At 73.0% G+C, this 25,806-nt stretch carries 21 protein-coding genes and 1 pseudogene; 13 read left to right on the forward strand and 9 right to left on the reverse strand.

Annotated elements, in window-relative coordinates; translation table 11 throughout:
- Positions 1–47: 47 nt before the first annotated feature.
- The 3 genes and pseudogenes from FJ309_08725 to FJ309_08735 all read left to right on the forward strand — a co-directional run bounded on the left by FJ309_08725 (position 48) and on the right by FJ309_08735 (position 2,228).
- Positions 48–305: pseudogene (locus tag FJ309_08725) on the forward strand (DUF2293 domain-containing protein).
- A 331-nt stretch (positions 306–636) separates the two neighbouring features.
- On the forward strand, positions 637–1,689 hold the full coding sequence (locus FJ309_08730; GenBank protein MBM3954682.1) for a hypothetical protein: 1,053 nt from the start codon (positions 637–639) through the stop codon (positions 1,687–1,689).
- 260 nt (positions 1,690–1,949) lie between these two features.
- Positions 1,950–2,228, forward strand: coding sequence for a hypothetical protein (locus FJ309_08735; GenBank protein ID MBM3954683.1), 279 nt, complete (start codon positions 1,950–1,952; stop codon positions 2,226–2,228).
- Between the two features lie 33 nt (positions 2,229–2,261).
- On the opposite strand, the gene FJ309_08740 is transcribed toward FJ309_08735, so the two are convergent.
- The 3 genes from FJ309_08740 to FJ309_08750 all read right to left on the reverse strand — a co-directional run bounded on the left by FJ309_08740 (position 2,262) and on the right by FJ309_08750 (position 5,494).
- Positions 2,262–3,698: a DUF1501 domain-containing protein gene (locus tag FJ309_08740; GenBank protein MBM3954684.1), complete on the reverse strand. Its 1,437-nt coding sequence runs from the start codon at positions 3,696–3,698 to the stop codon at positions 2,262–2,264.
- A 43-nt stretch (positions 3,699–3,741) separates the two neighbouring features.
- The gene (locus tag FJ309_08745) at positions 3,742–4,320 is read right to left on the reverse strand and encodes a DUF4339 domain-containing protein (protein ID MBM3954685.1); all 579 of its coding nucleotides are present in this window, start codon (positions 4,318–4,320) and stop codon (positions 3,742–3,744) included.
- Positions 4,321–4,501: 181 nt separating this feature from the next.
- Positions 4,502–5,494 carry a C-terminal binding protein gene (locus FJ309_08750; protein MBM3954686.1) on the reverse strand — a complete coding sequence of 331 codons (993 nt, stop codon included), beginning with the start codon at positions 5,492–5,494 and terminating at the stop codon, positions 4,502–4,504.
- A 580-nt stretch (positions 5,495–6,074) separates the two neighbouring features.
- Between FJ309_08750 and FJ309_08755 the strand changes: the two genes are divergently transcribed.
- Positions 6,075–6,413, forward strand: coding sequence for a hypothetical protein (locus FJ309_08755; protein MBM3954687.1), 339 nt, complete (start codon positions 6,075–6,077; stop codon positions 6,411–6,413).
- Between the two features lie 96 nt (positions 6,414–6,509).
- Complete coding sequence (locus tag FJ309_08760; GenBank protein ID MBM3954688.1) at positions 6,510–7,976, forward strand: hypothetical protein; 1,467 nt, start codon at positions 6,510–6,512, stop codon at positions 7,974–7,976.
- Here the strand turns inward: FJ309_08760 and FJ309_08765 are convergent.
- Positions 7,954–8,625 (reverse strand): spermidine synthase, encoded by a 672-nt coding sequence (locus FJ309_08765; GenBank protein ID MBM3954689.1) that lies wholly within the window; start codon positions 8,623–8,625, stop codon positions 7,954–7,956. The genes FJ309_08760 and FJ309_08765 overlap by 23 nt on opposite strands.
- 230 nt (positions 8,626–8,855) lie before the next feature.
- On the opposite strand from FJ309_08765, the gene FJ309_08770 reads away from it, so the two are divergent.
- From FJ309_08770 to FJ309_08780, 3 genes are read left to right on the forward strand one after another with little or no spacing between them, the layout of a single operon-like run.
- Positions 8,856–11,075, forward strand: coding sequence for a DUF1549 domain-containing protein (locus tag FJ309_08770; GenBank protein ID MBM3954690.1), 2,220 nt, complete (start codon positions 8,856–8,858; stop codon positions 11,073–11,075).
- A 22-nt stretch (positions 11,076–11,097) separates the two neighbouring features.
- Positions 11,098–12,489: a DUF1501 domain-containing protein gene (locus FJ309_08775; protein MBM3954691.1), complete on the forward strand. Its 1,392-nt coding sequence runs from the start codon at positions 11,098–11,100 to the stop codon at positions 12,487–12,489.
- Complete coding sequence (locus tag FJ309_08780; protein ID MBM3954692.1) at positions 12,486–14,087, forward strand: hypothetical protein; 1,602 nt, start codon at positions 12,486–12,488, stop codon at positions 14,085–14,087. The genes FJ309_08775 and FJ309_08780 overlap by 4 nt, the downstream gene beginning before the upstream one ends.
- 277 nt (positions 14,088–14,364) lie before the next feature.
- Here FJ309_08780 and rarD read toward each other — a convergent pair whose 3' ends face one another.
- Both rarD and FJ309_08790 read right to left on the reverse strand, forming a co-directional pair.
- Positions 14,365–15,231, reverse strand: coding sequence for an EamA family transporter RarD (gene rarD / locus FJ309_08785; GenBank protein ID MBM3954693.1), 867 nt, complete (start codon positions 15,229–15,231; stop codon positions 14,365–14,367).
- Between the two features lie 190 nt (positions 15,232–15,421).
- Positions 15,422–15,985: a two pore domain potassium channel family protein gene (locus FJ309_08790; GenBank protein ID MBM3954694.1), complete on the reverse strand. Its 564-nt coding sequence runs from the start codon at positions 15,983–15,985 to the stop codon at positions 15,422–15,424.
- Between the two features lie 985 nt (positions 15,986–16,970).
- On the opposite strand from FJ309_08790, the gene FJ309_08795 reads away from it, so the two are divergent.
- The 4 genes from FJ309_08795 (at position 16,971) to deoC (ending at position 20,505) form a co-directional block, all read left to right on the forward strand.
- A complete protein-coding gene (locus FJ309_08795; protein MBM3954695.1) occupies positions 16,971–17,543 on the forward strand; it encodes a hypothetical protein in 573 nt (190 codons plus the stop codon).
- 28 nt (positions 17,544–17,571) lie between these two features.
- Complete coding sequence (locus FJ309_08800) at positions 17,572–18,252, forward strand: lysoplasmalogenase (protein MBM3954696.1); 681 nt, start codon at positions 17,572–17,574, stop codon at positions 18,250–18,252.
- A gap of 74 nt (positions 18,253–18,326) precedes the next feature.
- Positions 18,327–19,745 carry a DUF1501 domain-containing protein gene (locus FJ309_08805; protein ID MBM3954697.1) on the forward strand — a complete coding sequence of 473 codons (1,419 nt, stop codon included), beginning with the start codon at positions 18,327–18,329 and terminating at the stop codon, positions 19,743–19,745.
- Between the two features lie 31 nt (positions 19,746–19,776).
- Positions 19,777–20,505 (forward strand): deoxyribose-phosphate aldolase, encoded by a 729-nt coding sequence (deoC, locus tag FJ309_08810; GenBank protein ID MBM3954698.1) that lies wholly within the window; start codon positions 19,777–19,779, stop codon positions 20,503–20,505.
- Here deoC and FJ309_08815 read toward each other — a convergent pair.
- On the reverse strand, positions 20,499–21,086 hold the full coding sequence (locus FJ309_08815) for a methyltransferase domain-containing protein (GenBank protein MBM3954699.1): 588 nt from the start codon (positions 21,084–21,086) through the stop codon (positions 20,499–20,501). The genes deoC and FJ309_08815 overlap by 7 nt on opposite strands.
- A gap of 574 nt (positions 21,087–21,660) precedes the next feature.
- On the opposite strand from FJ309_08815, the gene FJ309_08820 reads away from it, so the two are divergent.
- Entirely contained in the window at positions 21,661–22,704 is a 1,044-nt protein-coding gene (locus tag FJ309_08820) for a TerC/Alx family metal homeostasis membrane protein (protein ID MBM3954700.1), read from the forward strand.
- A gap of 15 nt (positions 22,705–22,719) precedes the next feature.
- Here FJ309_08820 and FJ309_08825 read toward each other — a convergent pair whose 3' ends face one another.
- Positions 22,720–24,186: a mechanosensitive ion channel gene (locus FJ309_08825; GenBank protein MBM3954701.1), complete on the reverse strand. Its 1,467-nt coding sequence runs from the start codon at positions 24,184–24,186 to the stop codon at positions 22,720–22,722.
- Positions 24,183–25,784 carry an adenylate/guanylate cyclase domain-containing protein gene (locus tag FJ309_08830; protein MBM3954702.1) on the reverse strand — a complete coding sequence of 534 codons (1,602 nt, stop codon included), beginning with the start codon at positions 25,782–25,784 and terminating at the stop codon, positions 24,183–24,185. The genes FJ309_08825 and FJ309_08830 overlap by 4 nt, the downstream gene beginning before the upstream one ends.
- Between the last annotated feature and the right edge of the window lie 22 nt (positions 25,785–25,806).

Raw genomic sequence — 25,806 nt, forward strand, 5'->3', positions numbered from 1 at the left:
ATCGTGGGAGAAGCCAGGGCGCGGAGCCCCGCGAGCGTGTAGACCCCGGCACCGTCGCGCGGACCGAGCGGATCCCGATCGAACGCCGGGCGGAGGCGGCCGTGATCGCCTGGATGCGGCACCGGACGACCGCCTACGACTCGCTGGCGATCCCGCGCGTCCGTGGCAAGCGCCGTGAGGTCCGCCGCGTCCTCGCCGAGCGTTCGCGGGAACTGCTCGGGCGTTACCGGCGGGGCGAGACGCCGGCGACCGACTGCCCGCTCGCGCTGGCCCTCGCCCCCGGCGACCGCTCACGCAGCGCGTGAGGCAGCGCCGCCTCGCGCCGGGGTCGGTCGACTCGGTCTCCCGGCGGGGCAGCCTGCGGCAACCTGGCAATCCGGGCGCCTGCCGGAGTCCACTGCGCCACCCGTCGGTTCACTTGCTCCTGTCCCGGAGGGCGATGGTCGCTACGATCCCGGGCCGCAGCGCTGCCACGGCGCCGCGTGCGGCGCGGCCGCGCCGCATCCGGGAAGCCTCATGGTTCCTCACCGACACCGCGGATCCCCGCCTGCCGCGGTCCGACTCCTCGGGGTCAGCCTGGTCCTGGCCACTGTCGGGCTGGCGGCGCGCGGTGAGGTGGCCTCGGAACCGGCCCCGATGCCGCTCGCTCCGGCAGCGGTCGCGCCGGCTCATCCGCTGCCGCTCCCGCCGGTCGACGACTCGTTCCTCCCGGCGTCGGTGATCGAACCGCTCGACGCGCTCGACCCCGGCGGCACCGAGGGCAACGACGGCCTTCCTCCGCCGCGGAGCCGCACCAGCGGAAAGCCGGCGCGCCCCGCGCCGGTGAGCCTGGGGGCGTTCTGGGCACCGGCGGCCGCAGCCTCGGGCCAGCCGGGGGGCGTCGCCCTCAACGCCCAGTTCGCGCGCGTCGGCGTGCCGCTGGTGCGACCCGTCGAGGGGGAGCCGCTGTGGCTGGCGATCGGCAAGTTCGGCCGGTTGGAATTGGCAGGCGACCTGGTGCTCCCCGATTCGGGAACGCCGCTGCCCGATCAACTGTGGCTCGTCGAGACCGGCGTCACCCACATCCGCCCGCTGGCCAGCGGTGCGACCGTGGGAGGTACGGTCCTGGTCGGGTCGGCGAGCGACCGGCCGTTCGCGGCCCTGCGCGACATGACGGCGCTGGCGGTCCTGTTTGCCACGCTGCCGGCGGCCGCCGAGAGCGACGAATGGAACGTCAGCCTGTTCTATTCCCCGACGTCGCAGCTTCCCTACCCGTTGCCGGGATTGGCCTACGTGTGGCGGCCGAACGCGACCGTCGAGGCGAAGCTGGGACTGCCGTTCGGCCTCGAGTGGACTCCCGACGACGACTGGAGCCTGTCGCTGGGATACACACCGCTGGTCAACGCCCAGGCGATCCTCCGCCGCCGTCTCGGCGCCGGCTTCTCCGCGGTCGCGCTGTACCGGACCGACACCGAGATCTACTTCCTCGCCGAACGCGCCGCCGCTGCCGAGCGCTTCTACGTCTTCAACCAGCGCGTCGCGGTGGGGCTCGAGCGCGCCATGGCGCGCGGGTTCGCCCTGGAGATGACCGCCGACTATCTCTTCGACCGGCTGCTGTTCCAGGGCACCAGTTTCCTCTCCGGACGCACCGACGTCGTTCCCCTCGCCCCGGGACCGGGGCTGTCGGTGCAACTGTCGTGGCGGCGCTGACGCCGCCACCGCCCGGCTTGGGTGGGTTTGATCCGCGACGTGGCCTACGACGACGGGACGCCGGCGCTTCGACGACACTGCCCCCGTCGCACCGGCAGTCGGCTTGCCTGCTTTTCCCCGCTTGCGCGGCTTCGCGCGCGGCATGCCCGGGGTGGCGTGACGGCGCTCGCGTGCTTTCCCGCGGACCACCCGGCGGCGTACAGTGACAGCCGTTCGGGGGACGGGGACCGGGATTCGCACGACCAACCGGGGGATGAACCATGCGCACGGGAACCGACGATGACGCCGGTGTCGGTCGATCGGACGAAGTGATCCGGGCGATCATCCGCTTGATGGACAGCGAGAGCGGCGACGGAAGCGACGCGGTGCTCGTCCGGACGATCCGCACGGAGGCGGCGCTCGATCTGGAGGACGACGAGATCCTCTGTGTCGTGCGCGATGCCGGCGACCACGGCCGGGACGCCAGGTTCGCACTCGACCGGCTGCTGTTCCTCAGCCATGCCGAAGCCAACGGCGGCGGCGGTCCGATGCCGCGGTGAGGCACGGCCGGGGAGGCCGATCTCCACGGCCGGTCAGGTGTCGCCGAGCAGCGAGCGCCCCTCCCCGAGCGCCGCCAGCAGCGATGCGGGCAACCCGTCGACGAGCCGCGCCTGGGAGCGGTCGACGAGGGCGTCGAGCACCGTCGCGACGAGGTCGGGGATCGTGACCGCGTCACCGGCCGGCTGGCCGCCATCGCGCGTCGAACGCCCGTGGACCACTCCCCGGCCGATGCCGCCGCCGTAGAGGAGCAGCGGGGCCAGGCCGCCCCAGTGGTCGCGGCCTCCGGCGGCGTTGAGCGCGGGGGTCCGTCCCATCTCGCCGCAGCACACGAGCAGGATCCGGTCAGCGAGGCCGCGCGCCTCGCAGTCGTCGATGAACGCCGCGACCGCGTGGTCGAACGGCGCGCCGACGTAGCCCATCCCCTCGGCGACGGGGGCGTTGTTGACGTCGGCATGCATGTCCCAGACGAAACTCGTCGTCACGGTCACGAATCCCGCGCCGCGCTCGCAGAGACGCCGGGCGAGGAGCAGCAGCTTCCCGATCGATTGGCCGTGGTCGGCGTAGTGCTTGTGGTTGTTCCACTTCCGGTCGATCGCTGCCGGGGCCACCAGCGCCGCGGTGTCGTAGGCGGCGACGGTGCCGGGATCCTCGCGCGACAGGTCGAAGGCGTCGGAGACGCCGCGGAGGAGGGCGTCGTAGGCGGAGTCGTGGATCGCCGTCGCCCCGCGGACGGCCGCGGCGTCGCGCCACGCGCGGCCGCGGTCGAGCGCCGCGACCAGCGCCCGGCGGTCGCCGAGCCGCGCCGGATCGACGTGGAGCGTCATGTCGTCCTGGAAGCCGCCACCGGCGCCCGGGACCACCGGCGCGCAGGCCGGGCCGAGGTCGCCGCTGGCGGCGAAGTCGCCGAACTGCGTGATCGGCGGGCCGGCATCGGCACAGACGGCGTGGGGGAAGAGGGCGAGATTGGTCGGCATCGCGCTGTGGGCGCGCGTCGCGCCGGCGACGCGCGCGTAGAGGGCGCCGAGATTGGCGCGCCTCGTCGCCGCCCCGACGACCGGCTTGATGTCGTGGTTGCCGTCGCCGGTGGTGAACGAGCGGACGACGCGGAGGAGGTGGGCCCGGGCGGCGAGCCGCTCGAACGTGGCACCGAACGCCACCCCGGGAATCGCCGTCGACACCAGGCCCGTCTGGCAGCGGACGTTCGCCGGCCCGTCGGCCTTGGGGTCGAACGACTCCAGCTGCGACGGCCCCCCGTGCATGAACAGGAAGATCACCGACCGGTCGCGGAGGAGCCCGCGCGGGACGGCGGGGGATTCGGCGGCGATCGCGGTGCGGCCGGGCGAGCCGAGAAGGGCGGCGACGTCGGCCACGCCCGCGGAGACGCCCGTCAGTCCGGCGCCGCCGACGCGGAGCAGGGCACGGCGGCCGATGCGGCGGCCGCCGGAGGGCGTGGCACCGATCGTGAGCATCGCCTGGTCCTCCCCTCGGCACGAGTCTACCCGGGACCGCCGGTCACCGGCCATGCGGCCGCCGGCCACCGGGCCGGGCGCCGCGGTCGCCCGGAGGCGGCCCGGTGCGGAGCCGTTTGCCGCCGCACAGCACCCGGCGCAATTCGACCACCAGTCCACCGGCCATGAGCACGAGGCCACCGAGCAGGAACACCAGCGCCAGCGGTGTGGGATCGATGAACAAAAACGCGATCCCCAGCGCCGCGAGCAAGCTCCCGGCTGCCACGACGACGTGGCGCGGCTGCCATCCGAACGGCAACGTCTCCTCGACGCGCTCGTGGCGTCGTCGCCGCCGCCGTCGGCGGCGCCCCGACCGGGACGCTGGATCGGGTGGAAGCGGTGGTGGGGGCGCGAGCGAGGCGGCAGGCGGCGGCACCAACTGACCGATCGCCTGCTGCAGCATCGAGCCGACCGAGAGGGGAAACAGCCCGTCGATCGCCGCGGCGGGGCGTGGCGGGGAGCCCGGCTGCCAGACCGTGGCGGTCGGCTGGAGCCAGCCGTCGCGGGCGAGTTTCCGCAGCCGGTCCCACGTCACCGGCCCGTGCCGTTCCTCGGCCTGCGTGTAGAACCAGTCGTCGGCCATCGGCTGCTCGTCACCCCGGGGAACGCTCACCCCCATTGAACCCGATCACGGGCGCGGTCGCAGGCCCCACGGCAACGGCGGTGACCGAGCCGGTGGATCGCGAATCCAGCGGCTGGTTCGCCGACAGCCTCGTCGCTCTCCCTCCTGCTCGTCGCCGCGTTCGTGCCGGTGGGTTCCCGAGTCAATTGACGACGTTGCGCGGCGGCTGGCCGTCGAGCACGCGGCGGATGTTCGTGCTCCCCTTGATCCGCATATCGGCCAGGCCCTGCTCCGAATAGAAGGCCGCGTGGGGATTGACGATCACCCGATCGTGGGCGGCCGTGCCGGGGGTCCGCCAGGCGGCGATCAGCGGGTCGTCGTCGGGAGGGGGCTCCTCCTCGAGGACGTCGAGGGCGGCGCCGCGGAGCTGCCCGGAGTCGATCGCCGCCAGCACCGCCGCGGCGTCGACGCAGCCGCCGCGGGCGGTGTTGACGAGGAAAGCGCCGCGCGGCAACAGCGCCAGCGTGCGGGCGTTGACGAGGTGCTGCGTCTCGGCGGAGCGCGGGCAGTGGAGCGAGAGCACCCGGACGCGCGGGAGCAATTCCTCGAGCGAGTCGCAGCGCGTCACGCCGAGCGCCTTGTCGAGGCCGTCGACGGCGTAGGGGTCGTAAAACGACACCGCCATGCCCACCGCCTTCGCGCGGAGCGCCAGCGCCGTGCCGATCCGGCCGAGGCCGACGATCCCCAGCCCGATCCCGCGGAGGCGCTCGAGCGGCCGCACCTGCTCGTAGATCCACGGTCCCTGGCGGAGCTGGAGGCGCGTGTTCATGAACGCCACGCCGCGGGTCATCGTCAGGATCATCGCCAGCGCCGAGTCGGCGACCTCCTCGGTGCCGTAATCGGGGACGTTGGCGACGGCGATCCCGCGCTCCCGGGCAGCGGCGCGGTCGACGTTGTCGAAGCCGACACCGCAGCGGACGATGATCCGGCAGCGCCCGAGGCGCTCGATCGTGCGCCGCGAGATCGAAAGGAAGTGGTACATCATGATCGCGTCGGCGTGCTCGATCCGGCCGACGAGCTGGTCCTCGGAGAAGGCCTCGAGGGCGATGACGTCGGCGCGGTCGCCGAGGATCCGCTCCTCGTGGTCGAGCGGCGGGCGGATGAAGTCGGTGACGACGACCAGCGGGCGGGGCATGCACGCTCCTCGGCGGGTGGTGCAGGGGCGGTGCCGAGCCGGCCGGCACCCCGTCGGGCGGAGGATACCCGGTCGTCCGCCACCGTGGTGCGGGTGCGCCACTCCTTACCCCAGGCCACGGCAGCCTGCCACACCCCCCGTGCCGCCGCGGCCGCCGCACCCCTTTGCCTCCACGTCGACGCCACCGAGACGGTCAGCCCGCCACCCCCGCCCCGCGGCACCTCGTCCCGGCGATCGGCGGTGGACGACGGCGGGAATACCGTGGTGTCCAGGCCGCTCGTGGTGCCGCACCCGATGCCCGACGCCCTCGGCCGTCGAGTGGATCGCGGCCATCGCCATCCAGTCGCTCCGTCGATGCGGCGGCTCTGGCCGGCGGGGGAGGATCGCCGTATCGTAGCGGCGGCAGCGACGCCATCGTTCGATCCCGGAGGCGTCGATGTCCATTCAGTCACCGGTCCGGACGTGCGTCCGCCCACGTTTCCCCGTGATCAAACCCCCGGGGGTGGTGGATACGTCCCGTCCCGGCAATACTTGCTCCATGATCAATGGCTGGCATGCCGAACAACGTCGGTGGACCCGGATGGATGTTCGTCGTTTCCTGCCACTCGCCCTCGGCCTGGCCGTTCTCGTCGGGTGCGACTCCCGGCCGAAAAACGCCTTCGTCGGTGTCTGGGCCAATGACCGCGAGCGGATCACGATCAAGCCGCGCGGCTTCGGCTCGCGGCAGATGCAGACCCCCGCCGGCGATCGGCTGTTCACCTGGAAACTCGCGTCCGCCGACCGGATCACGCTCGAGTTCGGCCACTCGGCGGCGACACGCTCGGTGCTGCAGGGGCAACTCAAGCCTGACGACACGCTGCTGATTACCGAAAACCGCAGCGAGATGACCCTTCGGCGTGTGGCCCCGATCAGCGAGTGACGGTCGGACCGGCCGCGGCACGGCCCGTCCCCTCGGGCAGGCGCTGCGGATTGCCGGTGGCCTCCGGGCAGCAGTACTTTCCCCGGTGGCGAGGGCATCGCAGCCGCGGCTCTCGTCCTCGACTTCGGCAAGTGGCACCTCGGCCGTGAACCGTTCTCCGCCCTCGAGCAGGGCTTCGACACCGACGTGCCCCACTGGCCCGGCCCCGGGCCGGCGGGAAGCTACGTCGCCCCCTGGCGCTTTCCCGGCTTCACTCCCACGGTGCCTGGGGAGCACGTCGAGGACCGGATGGCGCGCGAGGCGGTCGCCTGGCTGGAGCGGCACCGCCACCGGCCGCTGTTCCTCAACTACTGGGCGTTCAGCGTCCACGCCCCGTTCGACGCCAAGGCGGAGCTCGTCGCCAAACACCGCGCCCGCGGCGATCCACGGCAGCCGCAACGGAGCCCGACGTACGCCGCGATGGTCGAGAGTCTCGACGACGCCGTCGGCTTCGTGCTGTCGGCGTGGGGGGTGGTGGCCGCGGCGGCCGACCTGCCGCGGTTCCACGTGCCCGGCTGCGAGGCGGAGATGGAGACGCTCCACCGCCTGCACGCCCTCCACCACGACGGCGCCTTCTCCGCCTGCACGCTCTGGGACGGCTGGCTGCCGCAGGCCACGCTGTGGGCGTCGGCGGAGAAGCGCGCGCAGTACCGGGCGGCGCTGCTCGCCAAACGGATCGACGACGGGGGTTACGTCTCGATGCAGCAGCACCGCGGCATGGCCCACTCGGCGGGCTGGCCGTTTCCGGCCTGGCAGCAGAGCGCTGGCGCGGGATTCCACTTCGCCGTCGCCGGCGACCCGTGGGCGGTGCAGATGTTCGGCCTCGCGCCCCTGGCGAACACCGACGGGTGGGAGATCGACGGCGCCGAGGTGCTCGGCATCGATCCGGCCGTCGGCCTCCGCCTCCGCGCCACCGGCGATCACGTCACGATCGTCGCGCCGCCGTTCCGCTGCGGGACGATCGTGGCGCCGTTCGCGCGCGTCGAGTGGGGCGGCCGCGGGCTCGGTGCCGGAGCGCGGGCGGGGATGGCGCGGCCCGACCAGGCGGCGGCGATCCTCGATTGGATCGACGGGCGGCGCGACGTGGCAGGCGACACGTCGCGCCGCGCCGACATCTACCACTGGCGCTTCGGACCGCGGTCGACGACGAAGCGCAGCGTGGTTCCGCGAGGTGCAGGGGGAAGGGGGCTACCGCACGTACTACGCCACGCCGGGGCGCGGCACGCTGCAGGGGGGTGGGACCGCCGGCGGTCTCGGCCTCGACGAGGAGTTCCTCGAGAGCGTGCTCGTACCGCAGGTGATGCTCCAGGGGTTCCTCGGGTTCCGCGCCACCGCGACCGGCTACGAGATCCACCCGCGCCTCCCGCGCGACTGGCCGGAGCTGACGGTCTCCGGGATCCGCTTCCACGATCGGCTGCTCACCGTCACCGCCCACGCCGACGGGCGCGTCGACGTCGTCGACACGGGCGCGGCCGAAGGTGGTGCGGCCCGCTGACGCCGTTCACCGGGGCCTGCGCCCGATGAACAGGTGGTTCCAGGCGCCCCCCGTGGCGTGGACGCGCGCCCGTTCGGTCGCGACGGCCAACCCGCAGCGCCGCATCCGGGCGACGAAGTCGGGATCGTCGACGGCCGACCAGACGGCGAGGCACCCGCCGGGCACGAGGGCGTCCCGTGCGCGGGCCAGCCCGGCGTCGGTGTAGAGCCGGGCGTTGGACGCGTTGGCCAGCGCGGCGGCGCCGTTGTCGACGTCGAGGAGGATCGCGTCGAATGGCGCCGTGCGGCGGGCGATGACGTCGGCGACGTCGGCGATCGTGACGACGACCCGGGGATCGTCGAGGAGGCCACCGGCGAGGCCGTAGGCCGGGTCACGGTTCCAGGCGACCACGGCCGGCACGAGCTCGGCGACGATCACCCGGGCGGCGTCGGGGAGGATCTCGAGCGCCGCCCGCAGGGTGAACCCGAAGCCGAGCCCGCCGATGACGACGCGCGGCTGCCGGGCGAGGGCCAGTGGCGCGCAGGCCAGCGCCGCCAGCCGCTCCTCGGAGTGGTGCTGCCGCGTCGACATCAGCTCGACGCCGCCGGCCCGGATGAGGAACTCCCCGTCATGCTCATGGAGCGTGAGCACGGTGCCATCGGGTGCCCGTACGGTGTCGCGGAGGATCGTCGGTTTCATGGCACGCCCGGCGGGCACCACGGCGCTCGCCCGGGGGACTCGCCGATCCCCGGGGAGCGAGAGCATAGCGGGGGACGAGGTGGCCAACGCCGGCGGACGGTCACCAGGTCGGTCGGCCTGCCGTGGGGCGACGAGCCTTGTGCCCCGGCCGGGTGGTGTCCTGCCGGTGCTGGCGCCGCCGCTGTGGAGGACGATCGGTAGACTGGTCGATCAGTTCGGAGGAGGTGGGAGTGGGGACAAGCCGCGCAGCGTCCGTTCTCGTCGCCCTCGTCGGCCTCGCCGCGCCGGCCGCGGTCGCCTGCGCCGACCCGGCCGCGCCGCCGGTGGCGTTCGGCACCGACGTGATGGCGGTCCTCGCCAAGGGGGGCTGCAACGCCGGCACCTGCCACGGCAACCTCAACGGCAAAGGGGGGCTGTTCCTCTCGCTCCGCGGTCAGGACGCGGCGGCCGATTGGCGGGCGCTGGTCGAGGATGGTGCCGGGCGGCGCATCAACCGGCTCGAGCCGCGGCGGAGCCTGCTGCTCCTCAAGGCGACCGCGGCGGTGCCCCATGGAGGCGGCCGACGGTTCGGCGCCGACGATCCGGAGTATGCGGCCCTCGACGCGTGGATCGCCCAGGGGGCGGCGGCCGATCCCGGCAGTGCGGCGGTCACCGGCCTCGTGGTCTCACCGGCCGACGCCGTCGTCGAAGGGGAGCAGGGGAGCGTGCCGCTGCAGGTGGTCGCGCGGTTCGCCGATGGCCGCACGGCCGACGTCAGCCGGATGGCGGTCTACGAGCCGTCCGATCCGCTGGTGACGGCCTCGGCCGACGGGATCGTGACGCTGCCACGCCACGGTGTCGTCACCGTCGCGGTGCGCTACCTCGCGGCGCAGACCGTGGCGCGGGTGGCCCTCGTGCCGCCGCGCGACGCGGCCCGGTGGACCGGGCCCGAGCCGGCGAACCTCGTCGACGAGGAGATCTTCGCGCGCCTCCGCCAGCTCGGCGTCGGCCCGGCGCCGGCGGCCGACGATCTCGTCTTCGTGCGGCGGATCTTCCTCGACCTGCTCGGCGTCCTTCCCACGCCCGACGAGGCCCGGGAATTCGCCGCCGACCCGGGGCCCGACAAACGGGCGCGCCTCGTCGACGCGCTCCTGGCGCGCCCCGAGTGGGCCGACGTCCAGGCGGGCATTTGGGCCGACCTGCTCCGCGTCGAGGAGAAGACACTCGATCCGCGCGGGGTCGAGGCGTTTCACGGCTGGATCCGCCGCGCGTTCGCCGACAACGTCCCCCTCGACCGCTTCGTCCGCGAGATCGTCGCGGCGCGGGGGAGCACCTACGACGTGCCACCGGCCAATTTCTGGCGCGCCCACCGCGACGCGCAGCTCCGCGGCGAGACCGTGGCGCAGGTGTTCCTCGGCGTCCGCCTCCAGTGTGCCAAGTGCCACAACCATCCGTTCGACCGCTGGCTCCAGGACGAATACCATGACTGGTCGGCGGCGCTGACCGGGATCGACTACGAGGTGGTGGCCAACGACCGGCCGGACAAGCTCGATTCGCACGAGTTCATCGGCGAGCAAAAGGTGCTCGTCAAGGATCCGGAGGAGGTGAAGAACCCCCGCACCGGCGCCGCGGCGGTGCCGCGCTGGCTCGGCGAGACGCCCTCCGTCGATGGCGACCGGCTCGAGTCGCTGGCGCGCTGGCTCACCGATCCGGGCCGGCGCCGGTTTGCCCGTGCCCAGGTCAACCGGATTTGGTTCCACGTCATGGGGCGCGGGCTCGTCGAACCGGTCGACGATCTCCGCGACACCAATCCCGCCAGCCATCCCGCGCTGCTCGAGCGGCTCACCGACACGTTCATCGCCTCCGGCCACGACGTCCGCGCCCTGGTGCGGCTGCTGTGCACGTCGCGCGTCTACGGTCTGGCGGCGCCGGGCGCCGCGGCCGACGGCCTCGCCGCCGACGAGGCGCTGTTCGCCGCGGCGATCGTCCGCCGCCGCTGGGCGGAACGGATCCTCGACGCGCAGGCGCAGGTCCTCGGCGCGGCGGCGGCGTTCGAGGGCTATCCGGCGGGAACCCGGGCCGGCGCCGTGGCCGGCGTGGAGCGCGTGCGCCGGCAATTGGCCGACGGCGACCGGTTCCTGCGGCTCTTTGGCCGCCCCGAGCGGCTCCTCGCCTGCGACTGCGAGCGGAGCAACGAGCCGACGCTCGCCCAGGCCCTCGACCTCGTCGGCGGCGGCGGGCTCCACGGCCGCCTCGCCGATGGCGACAACCGGATCGCCCGTCTCGTCGCCGCCGACCGCGCACCGGGGGAGATCGTCGACGAGCTGTTCTGGACGGCACTGTCACGGCCGCCGTCGGCCGCGGAACGGGAGGCCGCGGTCGCGACGTTCGCCACCGCCGACGCCAGGAGCGCCGCCGAGGATCTCGCCTGGGCGCTGCTCAACGCCAAGGAATTGCTGTTCCGCAACTGACCGCCGCGCCGGAAAGCCCGTCATGCACCCCGCCCCTCGACGTTTCGCCGCTCCGCCGCTCCGCCGTGCCGCCATCGGACGTCGGCAGTTGCTCACGGCGGGCGGCGCGGGCCTCCTCGGCGTGACGCTCCCCGGCATCCTCGGCGCCGCGCCCACGCTCCCGGTCCGGGCGAAGCGCGTGATCTTCCTCTTCCAGTGGGGCGGGCCGAGCCATCTCGACACCTTCGACATGAAGCCCGACGCACCGCGCGAGATCCGCGGGCCGCTCGAGCCGATTTCGAGCGTCGTCCCCGGGCTGCCGGTGTGCGAGCACTTTCCCGAGATGGCCAAGCGGATGGACCGGGTCACGCTCGTCCGCAGCATGACCCACACGATGAAGAACCACAATTCGGCCGGCTACTATGCCCTCACCGGCCACGCCCCGCCGAGCGACGACCAGCGCCTCCGCGACTCCCTCGACCTCTGGCCCGCCTACGGCTCGGTCGTCGACGCCCTCCTCCCGCGCCGCGACGAGATGCCCACGTTCGTCTCCTATCCCCACGTCCTCGCCGACGGCTCGGTCACCCCGGGGCAGCACGGCAGCTTCCTCGGCAAGCGCCACGATCCGTTCTTCTTCGCCGACGACCCGGCTGCCGAGGGCTTCCGCCTGCCGCAGCTGTCGCTGCCCGCGGGGCTGGCGGTCGGGCGGATGGAACGGCGCCGGGAGCTGCAGCGGATCATCGACCGCGAGGCGGGATTACTCGAGCGCTCGGCGACGGCGGCGGGATTCGACGCCGCGTACGACAAGGCGATCACGATGCTCACCAGCCCGCGCGTCCGCGCCGCCTTCGACCTCGAGAGCGAGCCGGCGGAGCTGCGCGACCGCTACGGGCGCACGACCTACGGACAGGGCTGCCTGCTGGCCCGGCGCCTCGTCGAGGCCGGGGTGACGTTCGTCACGGTGACGTTCGCCAAGAGCATCGGCGGGAAGCGCGTCGACGACGGCGGGTGGGACACCCACGGCTTCAACGACTCGCGGATGTACAAGATCGTCGACAAGTACCAGCATCCGATCACCGACCGCACGCTGTCGGCGCTCCTCGACGACCTCGAGGGGCGCGGCATGCTCGACGACACGCTCGTGCTGTGGATGGGGGAGTTCGGGCGGACGCCGAAGATCAACGACCAGGCGAGCCGCGACCACTGGCCGCAGTGCTACACCGCGCTGCTCGCCGGCGGCGGCGTGAAGCGCGGCTACGTGCACGGTGCGAGCGACGCGCACGGCATGTATCCGGCCCGCCATCCGGTGCGTCCCGAGGACCTCGCGGCCACGCTCTACATGCTGATGGGCATCGATCCCGGGGCCGAGGTCCACGATCTCGCCGGACGGCCGCTGGCGATCGCCGGCCGGCCGGTGACCGAGGTGATCGCGTGACCGGCTGCGGACGACGGTCCTGCACGATCGGCCTGGTCGCCGCGCTGATCCTCGGCACCGGGACGGCGCGGGCCGCCGAGCCGCTGCCGCCGACGGTCGGCCGGCTCGACGGCGAGCGCGGCAGCCTCGAGCGCGAGGCCGCGGAGGCCGAGACGGGCGTCGCCGCGGTGCGCCGCGAGGCCAGCGCCCTCGAGAGCCGGCGGCAGGAGATGCTGCGCGAGTTGGCGGCCGAGGGGGCGGCGCTCGCCGAGCGCGAGCGCGAGGCCCAGGCAGCGGTCGATGCCCTCCGCGCGCGGGCGGCGGAGCGCGGCGCCGAGATCGAGCACGTCCTCCGCGCGGGAGGGTTGTGGGTGTCGTTCGCGGCCGACGTGGCCCCGCTGCTGCGGTCGCGCTGCGTCGCCTGCCACACGGCCCGCGAGCCGGGCGGCGGCCACGTCATGACCTCGCATGCGGCGCTCCTGGCCGACGCGGGGGGCGGGGCCGCGGTCGTGCCCGGCGACGTCGATTCACCGCTGGTCCGCGCCGTCGCCGACGGCTCGATGCCCAAAGACGGCACGCCGCTGTCGGCCGCCGAGATCGACCTCCTCCGCCGCTGGGTGGGGCTCGGGGCCCGGCTCGACGCGGGGATCGCGCCGTCGGCGGCGCTGGTCCGGATCATGCCGCGCCGGCGTCACCCCGACGCCCCCGCCGCCTACGGCGCGGCGCTGGCGGTGTCGGCGCTGGCCTTCCATCCCGACGGCACGCGGCTGGCCAGTTCCGGATACCACGAGGTGCTCATCTGGAGCGTGCCCGGCAGCGAGCTGCTGCGCCGGATCGGCGACGTCGCCGAACGTGTCGGCGGGCTGGCGTTCCATCCCGACGGCCGGCGGCTGGCGGTCGCCGCCGGGACGCCCGGGATCCTCGGCGACGCCCGGCTGTTCGATGCCGACAGCGGTGTTGCCGTCGCCGATCTCGGCGCCGCCGACGAGGCGTTCGCCGCGGTGGCGTTCACGGCCGACGGGATGCGGCTGGCCGTCGCCGGTGCCGATCCGGCGGTGCGCCTGTTCGCCACCGATCCGCTGCGGGCCATCGGGGAGCATGCCGACCACTCCGACTGGGTGACGGGGCTCGCGTTTTCACCCGACGGCCGGCGCCTCGCGAGCGTCAGCCGCGACAAGACCGCGAAGGTCATCGACCCGCTCGCCGGGCGGCTGCTGACGACGTTCGCCGGCCATCAGCAGCCCGTGCGGGCCGTCTGCTGGCTGCCGGGGGGAGCGCTCGTGGCCACCGCCGGTGCCGACGGTGCGGTCCGTATCTGGGAGGCCGACAGTGGGAAGGAGACGCGCCGGATCGGCGGATTCGACACCGCGGTCGAGGCGCTGGCGGCGGTCGGCCCCGACCGGATCGCCGCCGGCGACCGCTCCGGCACGGTGCGGATCCACGGCCTCACCGACGGCAAGGCGCGGGCCACGGTCGGCACCGGGGGCAGTCCGGTGACGGCGCTGGCGGTGTCGCCCGACGGCCGGACGATCGCCGTCGGGGCGCTCGACGGCTCGATCACGCTGGCGCCCGCCGACGGCGCGGGGGAGCCGGTCCGGTTCCGTGCCGCCCCCCGCTGAGCGCGTCGGCGCCGTCAGCAGACCGTGGAAAAAGTGATCGGCCGCGGGATGCGGCCGAGGGCGACCCGGGAAACCCTCGGCGTTTCTCGCGGTCGCCGGAGTGGACAAAGGCCATGGATGGCTTTGTCCATGGATAGTCAGTGGAGCGTGCCGTGGAGCACACCGCGCACCTCCGCCCCGTCGGCGGGAAACGCGGCGAGCCCGATGGGGCGGCGCAGCGCCTGATCTCCCGCTCGTCGTGTCACCCTCGACAGCATGGCGTCCGCGGCCGTGGACGTCAGCCGCCGTCGGGGCCGGGGGGCTGGCTGGCGGCGGAAGACGCGAACCGGCGCCGCAGGCTGTCGGCGACGAACAACGCCAGCGCACACCACACGATCACGAAGCCGACGAGCCGCGTCCGGTCGAACGGCTCGTGGTAAATCCAGGAGCCGAGCAGGAATTGGATCGTCGGCCCGAGGTATTGCAGCAGCCCGAGCGTCGACAACGGGATCCGCCGGGCCGCGGTCGCGAAGCACAGCAGCGGCGCCGCCGTGGCCAGTCCCGAGGCCGCCATCAGCAGGTCGGCACGCGGGCCGAGCGTGCCGAATCGACCGCGCCCCGCGGCGTGCTCGACCGCCAGGTAGCCGATCGCCGGGGCGAGGAGGAGGAGCGTCTCCAGCGCCAGCGACGGCACCGCGCCCAGGGGCGTGGTCTTCTTGACCAGCGAGTACGAGCTGAACGAACCGGCGAGGAACAGCGCGATCCAGGGGAAGTGCTGGTAGCCCGCGGCGATCCAGGCGACGCCGACCGCCGCCAGCGTGACGGCGACCCACTGCACGGGGCGGAGCCGCTCACCGAGGAGGAGCACGCCGAGGAGGACGGTCGCCAAGGGCGTGAGGAAATACCCGAGGCTGCTTTCGATCATCCGCCCATGGGTCACCGCCCAGACGAATCCCAGCCAGTTGGCGGCGACGAGCACCGCGGCGGCCGTCTGCCGGAGGAGGATCGCGGGCTGCGCGGCGTGGACCCGGATACTGCTCCACGCTCCGGACAACCAGACCACCGGCAGCAGCGTCAGCCCCGACCAGACGACGCGGTGTGCGACCAGTTGCAGGCTCGGCACCGTCTCGAGCTGCTTCCAGTAGATCGGCAGCAGGCCCCACATGAGGAAGGCCGCGGCGGCGGTGAGGTGGCCGATGTTCACGCGCCGGGGAGGAACCAGAGGAGGACGGCAAAGCCGCGGTGGCCCCAACGTGCCCGCCGGCCGCGTCGCCGGCAAGCGTCCCGGGAAACGCCCGGGGTTTCCCGGGGTGGTCGGCGCCGACGCGCCGCCGGCCGGCAGCGGGCGGCGCTGCTCACCGCGGCCTGCCGCCGCGGAGTGAATCCTTCAGGCTGATGAAATCGGAGAGCAGGAAGATCACCGTGAAGAAGGCGAGGATCACCTCCAGCAGCGTGACCAGCTTCGCGGGCACCGTCTGCGGGAGGATCTCGCCGAATCCGAAGAAGGAGAAGTTGAGGACGCTGTAGAAGCAGCAGTCGAAGAACGTCCCGGCGGCCGTCATCGTCGTTGGGTCGAACCCGGAGAAGCTCCGCGGCACGGCCGACTCCAGCAGCCAGAAGTCGAGGGCGAACGACAGCGTGATCTGCGCCATGTTGACCCCCATCAGCGCCAGGAAACGGTGGTAGGCGATCTCGTGGGCCGTGGCGAGGAGGATGTGCTGGAGGTTCTCCAGGAGAAAGTAGCCGGTCTTCACCGCGGCGAAGACGGTGACGGCCCAGCAGGCGGCCTCGGCGGAGACGGCGCCGGAACCGCGGATCGAATGGAGCACGAGCGCCAGGCCGGCGATCGCCACCACCTCGATCACCTGCCGGACCGCTTGGCGGCGGAGCGGACGCGGGTCGGTGGTCCCGGCGGGCATGTCCCACGCTCCAACGCGATGGCGGCGGTGCCGCAGGCCGTTCGGGCCTGGACGGGCCGTGGTCGCTTCCGTGGACGAAGGCCATGGATGGCTTCGTCCACGGACCGTTCGGCGCGGCAGTGTAGCAGCAGACTCCCACGGCCGGGGCGTCCGCGTCCGGCCAATCGTGGCAGTTCCGCCACGGCATGATTTGCCCCGGGCACAGCCACCGCTGGCCTCGTCGCAGGAGCGGCGGGCGAACAATCGCCCGCCGGGTGCGTACCCGTTGCCGCACCGTTGTCCACGGGGGGCGGTCGAGGCGCCGCGGTGATTCGGAACCCGGGCCGACGGCGGGAGGATGCCATGGAAGGCACGGAGGATCGCTCGATGCAGCAGGTCATGAGGATTCGGCCCACGGGTGGGGGCCTGTCGATCGCCCCCGCCGACTGGCGGCAGGGGCTGGTCGTCGCGCTGTTGGCGATGGTCGCCGCGGCGGCGCTGGTGTTTCTGGCAGCCTGACCGGGCCGTCCCCGCTGCCACTGGCGTCTTTTGCGGACCCGGCGATGGACTCCCTCCCGTCGCGAGGGTATTTCGTTCTCCGCCGGCGAACCCTCCCGCGGTTTTCGGGACGGTCAGAAGGATCCACGGCTCGCACCGCGGGCGTCCGGCGCGAAGGGGGTCGGGACGTGGAGACGTCCCGGTCGGGAAAATGAGACGGTCCGGTGTCGGGTGTTCGGCGTCCCGCGCGGCCGCCGTGACGAAGCCCCGGATGGTCGGTCGGCGGCTGTGAGCAGGTACGCCAGCCGGCCAACGTCGGGTTTTCCGCGCGGCGGGTCATCGGTCGATGTCACGGCATCTTCGGATCCGCGACGCGCCGATGACCCGCCCGTCCGCCCGCTGCCTTCGGACGCGGGCCTGCCCAGGGGCGCCGCGGCCTTGTGCCGGCGCGGCCGGGCGGACTAGGCTCCGCGCTCCGACGAGCCATTCCTCCGCCGCGAGGCCAGTCATGAAGGTCGCCGCCGTCACGTTCGCACTGGTGGTGTCGCTGCTCCCCATGGTCGTCCGAGCGGCTCCCCCCGCTGCCGCCCCGGACGACGTCGTCTCGTTCGACGGCCAGACGCTGGTGCTCGCCGCCCGCGGAGAGAATGCCGGCGAGCAGGTGATGGAGTTCATCCCCGCCGGTGAGACGCTCGAGACCTGGTCGCGTCTGGCATCGGTCCGCGTCTACGACAAGTCGTTCGACCCCAAGGCGCTCGCCGGGGGCTTGGTGAAGCAGGTCAAGAAAGCCTTCCCGCAGGCGCCCTGCGCGCTGGTGGAGAATGCCGAGGCGGGCGCGGTGATCGTCGATTTCGTGATCATCCCGGCGGACGGTTCGCTAGCGGAGTTCAACATCTTCAAATACTGGCGGATGCCCGATGGCCAGGTCGTCGCCGAGCAGTACGCCGTCCGGCGCCGTGGGGACGTCCGCGGGTTCTTGTCGCGCGAGCTCGAGCCGCTGCGCACACGCCTCCTGCCGCTGATGGCCGAGGAGGGGCTGCGCCTCGGGGAGCCCGCGGAGGCCACGGCCCCGGACCGGTGACCGTGCCTCGTGGGTGAGCCGGTACCGCATGCTTCCCCCGCCGTTCTTCGCGCTTCTCTACGCCGCCGCCACGGCCGGCACGCTCGTCGGCCCGGCGCCGATCCGCTCCGCGTGCAAGTGCCTCCTGATGCCGTTGCTGCTGGCCTCGTTCCGGCTCGGTTCCGGGGCCGGAGCGGGCAGGTTTGCCGTACTCGTTTCGGCCGCGTTGGCGTTCTCGTGGCTCGGCGACGTGGCTCTGCTCGGTGATGGTGACGGCGCCTTCGCGATCGGTCTGGCCGGTTTTCTGGTTGCCCACGTGGCCTACGCGGCGGCGTTCCTCACGCACGTCCGCGGTGGGCCCACGCGACAGCCGCTGACAGCCTGGACGCTCGCGGCGGGGGTGATCGCGTGTGGGGGGTTGGTCGGGACGACCGTCGTCTCCCGCACGCCGCCATCGCTGACCGTGCCGGTCGCCCTGTATGCCACGGCGATTTCTGCGATGGGGGTGGCGGCAGCGTTGCGGCTGCGCGGCACGTCGGCGGCGAGCTTCGCGACGGTGTTCCTCGGCGCCGAGCTGTTCATCGTCTCCGACGCCCTGCTCGCCGCGAACCGGTTCGTCGCCCCGCTGCCGGCGGCCCGCGTCGCGGTGATGTCGACCTATTGCCTCGGCCAGTTCCTCATCGTCGCCGGCTGCCTGCGCCATCTGCGTGACGCCGGTCGGGGCGGGTGAGGACCGCGACGTTTCCGTGGCTCCCGGTGGGACCTACACTCGGGGCGGGGCGATGGACCCGTCGGAGCGACCGCATGCGAGATTCGGCCTGTCGCCAATTCCGTCGTGCGGCCCGTGGCCGCCGTGAGCTGTTGCGCCTCGGCGGCCTCGGCATGCTCGGGGTCACGCTGCCGGACCTGCTCGCCGCCCGTGCCGCCGAGCCCGCTGCCGGCGGAGCGTCCGGGAGCACGTTCGGGCGCGCGAAACGCTGCATCTTCCTGTTCATGTGGGGCGGGCCGTCGCAGCTCGAAACCTGGGACCTCAAGCCCGACGCCCCGCGCGAGGTCCGCGGTGAGTTCCGGCCGATCTCCAGCGCCGTGCCCGGGATCCACGTCAGCGAGCACTTTCCGCGGCTGGCGCGGCGCACCGACCGGCTGTGCATCGTGCGCTCGATGACCCACGACAACGCCGACCACACCCGGGCGACGAGCTTCCTCCTCACCGGTGAGCCGCCAGTGGCCAGCGGCGACCGCCGCGCCCAGTGGCCGAACATCGGCTCGGCCCTGGCCGCCCTCGGCCGCGGTCGCGGGGAACTGCCGCCGGTGGTCCAGATGCGCCCCGAGCTGCCGGGGGACGTGCCGCGCTTCGTCGAGGAGAGCCAGGGGCAGTTCGCCGGCTGGCTGGGGGGCGCCCACGATCCCCTCACGATCGACGACGATCCGTCCCTGCCCGGGTTCCGCGTCCCCGACATGGAGCTGTCGCCGGAGCTGTCGATCGACCGGCTCGACGACCGGATGGGACTCCTCGCCCGGCTCGACCGGCAGATCGCCGCCAAGGGTGACGCGCTGGCGCTGCAGGACGACTTCCGCCGCCGGGCCTTCGAGATGCTCGCCGGCAGCGCCGCCGGGCGCGGGGCGTTCGATCTCGAGCGCGAGCCGGCCGCGGTCCGCGAGCGCTACGGGCGCAACCCCCACGGCCAGTCGGTGCTGCTGGCGCGGCGGCTGGCGGAGCGGGGCGTGCCGCTGGTGACCGTGTTCTGGCCCAACGACGGCATCAAGAACGTGAGCGTCTACTGGGACACCCACGCGCGAAACTTCATCGACCACCGCGAGCGCCTCATGCCGCCGGCCGACATGGCGTTTTCCGCCCTCCTCGACGACCTCGAGGAACGCGGCATGCTCGACGACACGGTCGTCGTCTGGACGGGCGAGTTCGGCCGCACGCCGCGCGTCGGCCAGGTCAACAGCGACGCCGGCGCCGGGGCCGATGGACGCGACCACTGGCCGGGCTGCTTCACGACCGTGCTCGCCGGCGGGCCTTTCCGGCGGGGCCACGTCCACGGTGCCAGCGACCGCCATGCCGCCTTCCCGGCAGCCGACCCGGTCGTGCCCCGCGATCTGGTGGCCACGCTGTACCATGCCCTCGGCGTGCCCGAGGGGCAGGTCCTCCCCGATCTCGCCGGCCGCCCGCAGTTCGTCCGTCCCGGCCGCGCGGTGACGGCGCTGTTCGGCTGAGGCCGGCCGGCGTTCCCCAGGAGCCTTTTCCGTGACCGCAGGCTACACCGCGACGGCGAAGCTGATCGACCACGCGCTGCTCGTCCCCTCGCTCACGTGGGACGAGCTCGAGGCGGGGTGCCGCCTCGCCGTGGCGTACGACGTGGCGAGCGTCTGCATCATGCCCCATGCCCTGGCGCGCTGTGCCGAGCTGCTGGCCGGCTCGTCGGTCGCCCCGAGCACGGCGATCGGGTTCCCGCACGGCGGCCACTCGACCGGCGCGAAGGTCGCCGAGACGCTCCAGGCGCTCGCCGACGGCGGCGCGGAGCTCGACATGGTGGTCAACGTCTCGCGGGTCCGCAGCGGCCACTGGGAATACGTCCGCGCCGACATCCGCGCCGTCACCGAGGCCGTCCACGCCGCCGGGCGGAAGGTCAAGGTGATCTTCGAGAACTGCTGGCTCGACGACGCGGCCAAGATCCGGCTGTGCGGGATCTGCAGTGAGCTGGGGTGCGACTGGGTGAAGACGTCGACCGGTTTCGGCACCGGCGGCGCGACGCCCGAGGACGTCGCGTTGATGCGGAAGCATGCAGCGGAGCAGGTCCAGGTGAAGGCCGCCGGGGGCGTCCGGGACCTCGACGGCCTGCTGCGGATGCGCGACCTCGGCTGCACGCGGATCGGCACGAGCCGGTCGCGCGAGATCCTCGACGAGCTCAATCTCCGTCTCGGGCGGCCCCCCGTCGTGCTTGCCGACGCCCCGGCCGCTGCGGCCGGCTACTGACCCCGCTGCGGGCCGTCGCAGACGTAGACGAAGGCCGGGGGCAGGTTGGCCCACACGGTCCCCCCCCTGGTCACTCGGGTGAACGAGCGCTCGAGGAGCCGGCGGAACCGGCGGCCGGCCGGGAGCAGAGGGCTCGCGGCGTAGGTAAACGTCACCATCCTCCCCTCCGGCCCGAGTGCCGCGAGGATCCCGTCGAGCACTTCGCGCTGCAGGCCGTCGGGCCAGGCGGCGAACGGCAGGCCGCTGACGATCCGATCGATCGGTCCGAGGCCGCGCTCGGCGAGGAACCGCGGCAGGTCGGAGGCGCTCCCCTCGACCACCTCGACACCGGGTACCGCGCGGCGCGTCGCCGCCGCCATCTCCGGCAGCGCCTCGACGGCGAACCGGGGAAAGGCCGGATCGGCGGCGGCCAGGGCACGCGTCATCGGTCCGGTGCCGCTGCCGACCTCGACGACGAGCTGACCGGGGCGCGCGTCGGCACGGCGGACGAGCTCCGCGGCGAGGGAGCACGACGACGGGGCGATGGCGCCGACGATGGCGGGATGGCGGAGGGCGGCGGCGAGGAACCTGCCGAGCGGCATCGCATCGCTCCCGAGGGCCGGGGGAAATCGGCCGATCGGCCGAGGATGTCAGCCCGCGCCGAACGGCTTGCGGCAGCGCGTCAGCCGTCGCCGACGATGTCCTTGCGGGGGGCGGGGATCGCAGCGGGCGCTGCCGGCGTCGGAACGGTACTCAGGCGCTCCGCGCGGATCCAAGTCGACTCGCGTCAGGGTGCCGGCGCCGCGCGGACGGAACACGCTTTTCGGGAGCCGAACAAGGAATCGAAAAAACCTATGGAATGAACGAAACTTTTCTGTTTTGACGATGAATGCCGGCGGGCTACGAATGACGACGAAGTGAATCGCCCGCCCGCGACCGGTCGACAAGGCATGCCGGATCATCGTCCGGGTCCGGGGATGCGGGATCACCGCGGGCGGTGCGGTCGATTCCGACTGGGGAGTCGCCGTCGACAGGGCCACGACCACGATCGGCCACGCGGTGGCGCGGTCGATCGATCGTCACAAGCCGCCGGCGCAGCGGTCGGCGGCGCGCGGCCGACACGCAGTTGCCAGCCTGACGGTCGTCGTCCCCTCACCCTTCCGGAGACCCCGTCCCGTGATCACCGCCTGGTTGGCGTTCGTCGCCCTTTTCGTCGTGCTCCTCGCCCTCGACCTCGGCGTCTTCCACCGCCGGCCGCACGTCGTCTCCGTCCGGGAGGCGCTGGGCTGGTCGGCGGTGTGGATCGCCCTCGGTCTGGCGTTTTCCGGCGTGGTGTACGTCGCCTACGAACGGCACTGGGCCGGCCTCGGGACCGCGGTCGACGCCGTCGACGGGACGGTCAACACCGGGATCACCGCGGTGGAGAAGTACCTCACCGGGTACGTCGTCGAGAAGTCGCTGAGCATCGACAACATCTTCGTGATCGCGATGATCTTCTCGTCGCTGGCGATTGACGCGGTCCACCAGCACCGGGTGCTGTTCTGGGGCGTGCTCGGAGCGCTGGTGACGCGCGGGGGGATGATCGTCGTCAGCGCCGCGTTGATCGCCCGGTTCCACTGGATCTTCTGGGTGTTCGCCGCGATCCTCATCGTCACCGGCCTGCGGATGCTCGTCGCCCGGCACGCCGACGAATCCCCGGCGCCGGGGCTGCTCCTCCACCTCCTCCGCCGGCTGTTCCCCGTCGCCGACGATGCCGGGAGCGACCGATTCCTCGTGCGGCGCTCGTCCGCCGCGGGGGTCGGCGGCTGGGCGCTGACCCCGCTGGCACTGGCGCTGCTCCTCGTCGAGGGGGCGGATCTCGTGTTCGCCGTCGACTCGATCCCGGCGATCTTCGCGATCACCGCCGACCCGTTCCTGGTGTTCACCAGCAACGTGTTCGCGATGCTCGGCCTGCGGTCGTTGTTCTTCGCGTTGGCGGGGATCGTCCGCTCGTTTCGCTACCTCAAGCCGGCGTTGGCGCTGGTGCTCGTCGTGGTCGGCACGAAGATGCTCGCCGCCGAGCAGCTCCGCCACCTGCTCGGCGATCACTTCAACCTCGGCCTCCTCGCCGTCGTGGCGGGGATCATCGCCGGCGGGATCGGGCTGTCGATCCGTGCCGACCGGCGCGAGAAGGGGGCCTGGGGCGACGTGCCGACGACACCCCTCGCGACGGAGGCCTGAGCCGGCGACGAGCGCTCAGGAAGCCGGCGTGGGCTGGGCGCGGGCGGTCCGCGCCGTCCGCGCCGCCTGGCGCCGCGTCTCGAGGGCGTCGCCGATCTCGGCTGCCAGGGCGGGCGAACGGTCGAGGAGGTCGCCGACGGCGGCCGGATCGAGCGACACGACGCGCAGCTCCGCGTCGGCGACGACTTCGATGTCGTCGCGGGCCGAGCCGACCGCGAGCTGGTCGCCGAGGCAGTCACCCGGGCCGAGGGCCCCGATCCGCACCCGCTGCCCGGACGCGTCGCGCGTCCACAGATCCGCGTGGCCGCCGACCACCAGACCGAATCCGCTGAACCGGCGCCGCGACGAATGGACCGTCTCGCCGGCGGCGTACTCGAGCACCTCCGCCGGGCGCGATGCCGCCGTGGCGACCGCGGCGCGGTAGCGGGGCTGCTCGGCGACGAGGTCGGCGGCGTTCGGCGCCGGCTTGCCCGGGCTCTCGCCCGGCGCGTACTCCATCTGGATCGGGAACGGGATCGTGAGACCGGTGCGGCGGACGGTGTACCAGATCCGCGTCATCACCAGGTCGCGGATCGCAGGGACGTCGTCCTGGGCGGCGACCGAGAAGATCACCCGGTAGATCACCGAGAAGTCGGCGTAGTTGACCGTCCGCACCAACGGCGGGGGGTCGGCGAGCACCCCCGGCGTGTCGGCGAGCATGTCGAGGACGATCCGCTTGACGCGGTCGGGGGGATCGTCGTAGCTGAGCCCGAGCTCCACCACCTCGGTGCGCACCGGGGTCGGACGCGAAAGGTTGCTGAACTCGCTCTTGTAGAGGGAGACGTTGGGGACGACGTGCAGCTCGCGCGTCGGCGTCTCGATGTGGATGCTGCGCCAGTTGATCCCGATCACCTTCCCGGTGACGCCGCCGGCCGTGACCCAGTCGCCGACGGCGAGCGGGCGCTCGAAGAGGAGCATCAACCCCGAGACGAGGTTCCCGAGCGGTTCCTGGAGGGCCAGGCCGATGACAACCGAGCCGACGCCGAGGGCCGTCAGCGCGCCCCCGACGTCCTGGCCCCAGACCTTGGAGTAGATCACCAGGCCGCCGATGGCGACGAGGCCGAAGCGGACGAGGTCACGGAACAGCGTCGGTACGCGCTCCTGCCACGAACCCACCGTGGCGCGGCCGAAGAACAGGTCGTTGAGGAGCCTCGTGAGCGTGAACAGCGCGGCGATCCAGAACCAGGTCTCGGCGAGGCGGACGACGAGCCCGTCGGCGGGAAGCCCGAGGACCACCGCCACGAACGCCAGCAGCGCCGCCGCCGGGACCAGCAGCGAGCGCACGGTGCGCAGCGACCGGGCCAACGCGATGCCGCGGCGCTCGCAGGCCGCGATCGCCTCGCCGAGCACGACCATCACCAGGGGAAACCCGATCGCCAGCCCGATCGCCGGCCAGAAGCCGGGCACCTGGCGGGCGATCTCGGGTTCGGACAGCCAGTTCATCGCCCCTCCGCTCGGTCGAGGCTCCAGGTCTCGATCGGCGCCCGTCCTTCGAGCGTGACCGACTCGGGACCGTGGAACGTGAACAGGTCGCCGGTCCGCTCACGGACGCGGCCGGTCACCCGGATCGCGGTGCCGTCGGCGGCGAGCCGGCGCGCGACGGCGACGGTGTCGCCCCACAGGTCGTAGAGGAACTTCCGCCGGCCGACGACCCCGCCGACGACCGGGCCGCAGTTGATGCCGATCGCGGCCCGGACGTCGACGCGATGCTCGCGTTGGAACGCGGCGACGAGGCGCTCGATCGAGCGGCCGAAATCGATCATCCGCCGGGTGTGGTCGGGCCGGGCCACCGACAGCCCGCAGACGGCGAGGTACGAGCCGCCGATGGCGCGGACCTTCTCGACGCCGGCCGCCTCGGCCGCCTCGTCGATCGCCGCCACCAGGTCGCCGACGGCCGCCAGCGCCCGGGCGTCGCCGTCGCGGGCGGCCAGGGCGTCGACCCCGGCGAGGTCGGCACAGAGCACCGTGACGTCGGCGAACTCGCGGCTCGCCCGCTCGTCGCCGTCGCGCCGCTGCTCGACGGCCGAGGCGGGGAGGATCGAGAGGAGCAATTCCTCGTTCCGGATCACCTGCTGCTCGAGCTGCTCCTTGCGCCGACGGATGTCGATCGCCATGTCGTTGAACACGCGGCCGAGCTGGCCGAATTCGTCGTCGGTCGCGACCGGCACGGCGACGTCGGTCTGCCCGGCGCCGAGCCGACGGGCCGCGTCGGCGAGGCGCACCAGCGGCCGGGTGAGGAGGTGGGAGAAGAGCAGCGCCAGCAGCGTCGAGCCGAGCGCCAGCCCGCTGGCGACGCCGACCACGGTCCGGCCGAAGCGGCGGATCGGGGCGTCGGCCTCGGCCACGAACCCCTCCGGGTCCTCGTGCATGAAGCGCGACCGGCTGCGGAGCGTGTGGTCGGGACCGACCAGATAGCATTCGCCGCTGGCCCCCAGGCCCTGCGATTGCCAGTCGAAGTTGTTGGTCAGGACCTTGTTGATCGAGTCGATCGGAAACTGGATCGCGAGGATCCCGATCATCTGCGCGTTGTCGAAGATCGGGCTGATGGCGAACCCCATCGCCTTCCCGAGGCGGGGACGGTAGCGCTCGAAGTCGACGATCCGGAAATCGTCGCGGTCGCGGTCGCCGCGCAGGCTCCGGACCTTCGCGGCGAGGAGGGTGCCGGCGGAGGGGCCGGTCTCGAGATTGGTCCCGAACTCGGGCGTCTTCTGGTAGCTGTAGACGATGTCGAGTGTCTCGGCATCGATGAGCATGATGTCTTCGAAGCGGAAGATCCGGACGGCCCGCGCGAACGCGGGGTGGAACCGGGCGTGCGCGGCGGCGTAGGCGGAATCGTCGTCGGGATGCTCGACGAGATCCTGGCGGGCCGTGGGCAGGGGGTTGGACGCGATCCAGCGCTCCTGCGCGCGCCGGGCCGCGGCTCCCTCGGGAAGATGCCCAAACGGCGGAGCATGAAACGCCTCCTGGGATGGCGCCCGCCACCCCCTGAAGGGTAGCCGGCGGCCGGGGCCGCGCGCGGTTGCGAAGACCGTGCCGGCCACGGAATCGGGATCGTCCACGAGG

The sequence above is a fragment of the Planctomycetota bacterium genome (assembly GCA_016872555.1).
GTDB lineage: Bacteria > Planctomycetota > Planctomycetia > Pirellulales > UBA1268 > F1-20-MAGs016.

Excerpts from the sequence above, each read along its gene's own strand:
- FJ309_08730 (MBM3954682.1), top strand. The coding sequence starts at position 637 with ATGCCGCTCGCTCCGGCAGCGGTCGCGCCGGCTCATCCGCTGCCGCTC.
- FJ309_08735 (MBM3954683.1), top strand. The coding sequence starts at position 1,950 with ATGCGCACGGGAACCGACGATGACGCCGGTGTCGGTCGATCGGACGAA.
- FJ309_08740 (MBM3954684.1), bottom strand. The coding sequence starts at position 3,698 with ATGCTCACGATCGGTGCCACGCCCTCCGGCGGCCGCCGCATCGGCCGC.
- FJ309_08745 (MBM3954685.1), bottom strand. The coding sequence starts at position 4,320 with ATGGCCGACGACTGGTTCTACACGCAGGCCGAGGAACGGCACGGGCCG.
- FJ309_08750 (MBM3954686.1), bottom strand. The coding sequence starts at position 5,494 with ATGCCCCGCCCGCTGGTCGTCGTCACCGACTTCATCCGCCCGCCGCTC.
- FJ309_08755 (MBM3954687.1), top strand. The coding sequence starts at position 6,075 with ATGGATGTTCGTCGTTTCCTGCCACTCGCCCTCGGCCTGGCCGTTCTC.
- FJ309_08765 (MBM3954689.1), bottom strand. The coding sequence starts at position 8,625 with ATGAAACCGACGATCCTCCGCGACACCGTACGGGCACCCGATGGCACC.
- FJ309_08775 (MBM3954691.1), top strand. The coding sequence starts at position 11,098 with ATGCACCCCGCCCCTCGACGTTTCGCCGCTCCGCCGCTCCGCCGTGCC.
- rarD (MBM3954693.1), bottom strand. The coding sequence starts at position 15,231 with ATGTGGGGCCTGCTGCCGATCTACTGGAAGCAGCTCGAGACGGTGCCG.
- FJ309_08790 (MBM3954694.1), bottom strand. The coding sequence starts at position 15,985 with ATGCCCGCCGGGACCACCGACCCGCGTCCGCTCCGCCGCCAAGCGGTC.
- FJ309_08795 (MBM3954695.1), top strand. The coding sequence starts at position 16,971 with ATGAAGGTCGCCGCCGTCACGTTCGCACTGGTGGTGTCGCTGCTCCCC.
- FJ309_08800 (MBM3954696.1), top strand. The coding sequence starts at position 17,572 with ATGCTTCCCCCGCCGTTCTTCGCGCTTCTCTACGCCGCCGCCACGGCC.
- FJ309_08805 (MBM3954697.1), top strand. The coding sequence starts at position 18,327 with ATGCGAGATTCGGCCTGTCGCCAATTCCGTCGTGCGGCCCGTGGCCGC.
- FJ309_08815 (MBM3954699.1), bottom strand. The coding sequence starts at position 21,086 with ATGCCGCTCGGCAGGTTCCTCGCCGCCGCCCTCCGCCATCCCGCCATC.
- FJ309_08825 (MBM3954701.1), bottom strand. The coding sequence starts at position 24,186 with ATGAACTGGCTGTCCGAACCCGAGATCGCCCGCCAGGTGCCCGGCTTC.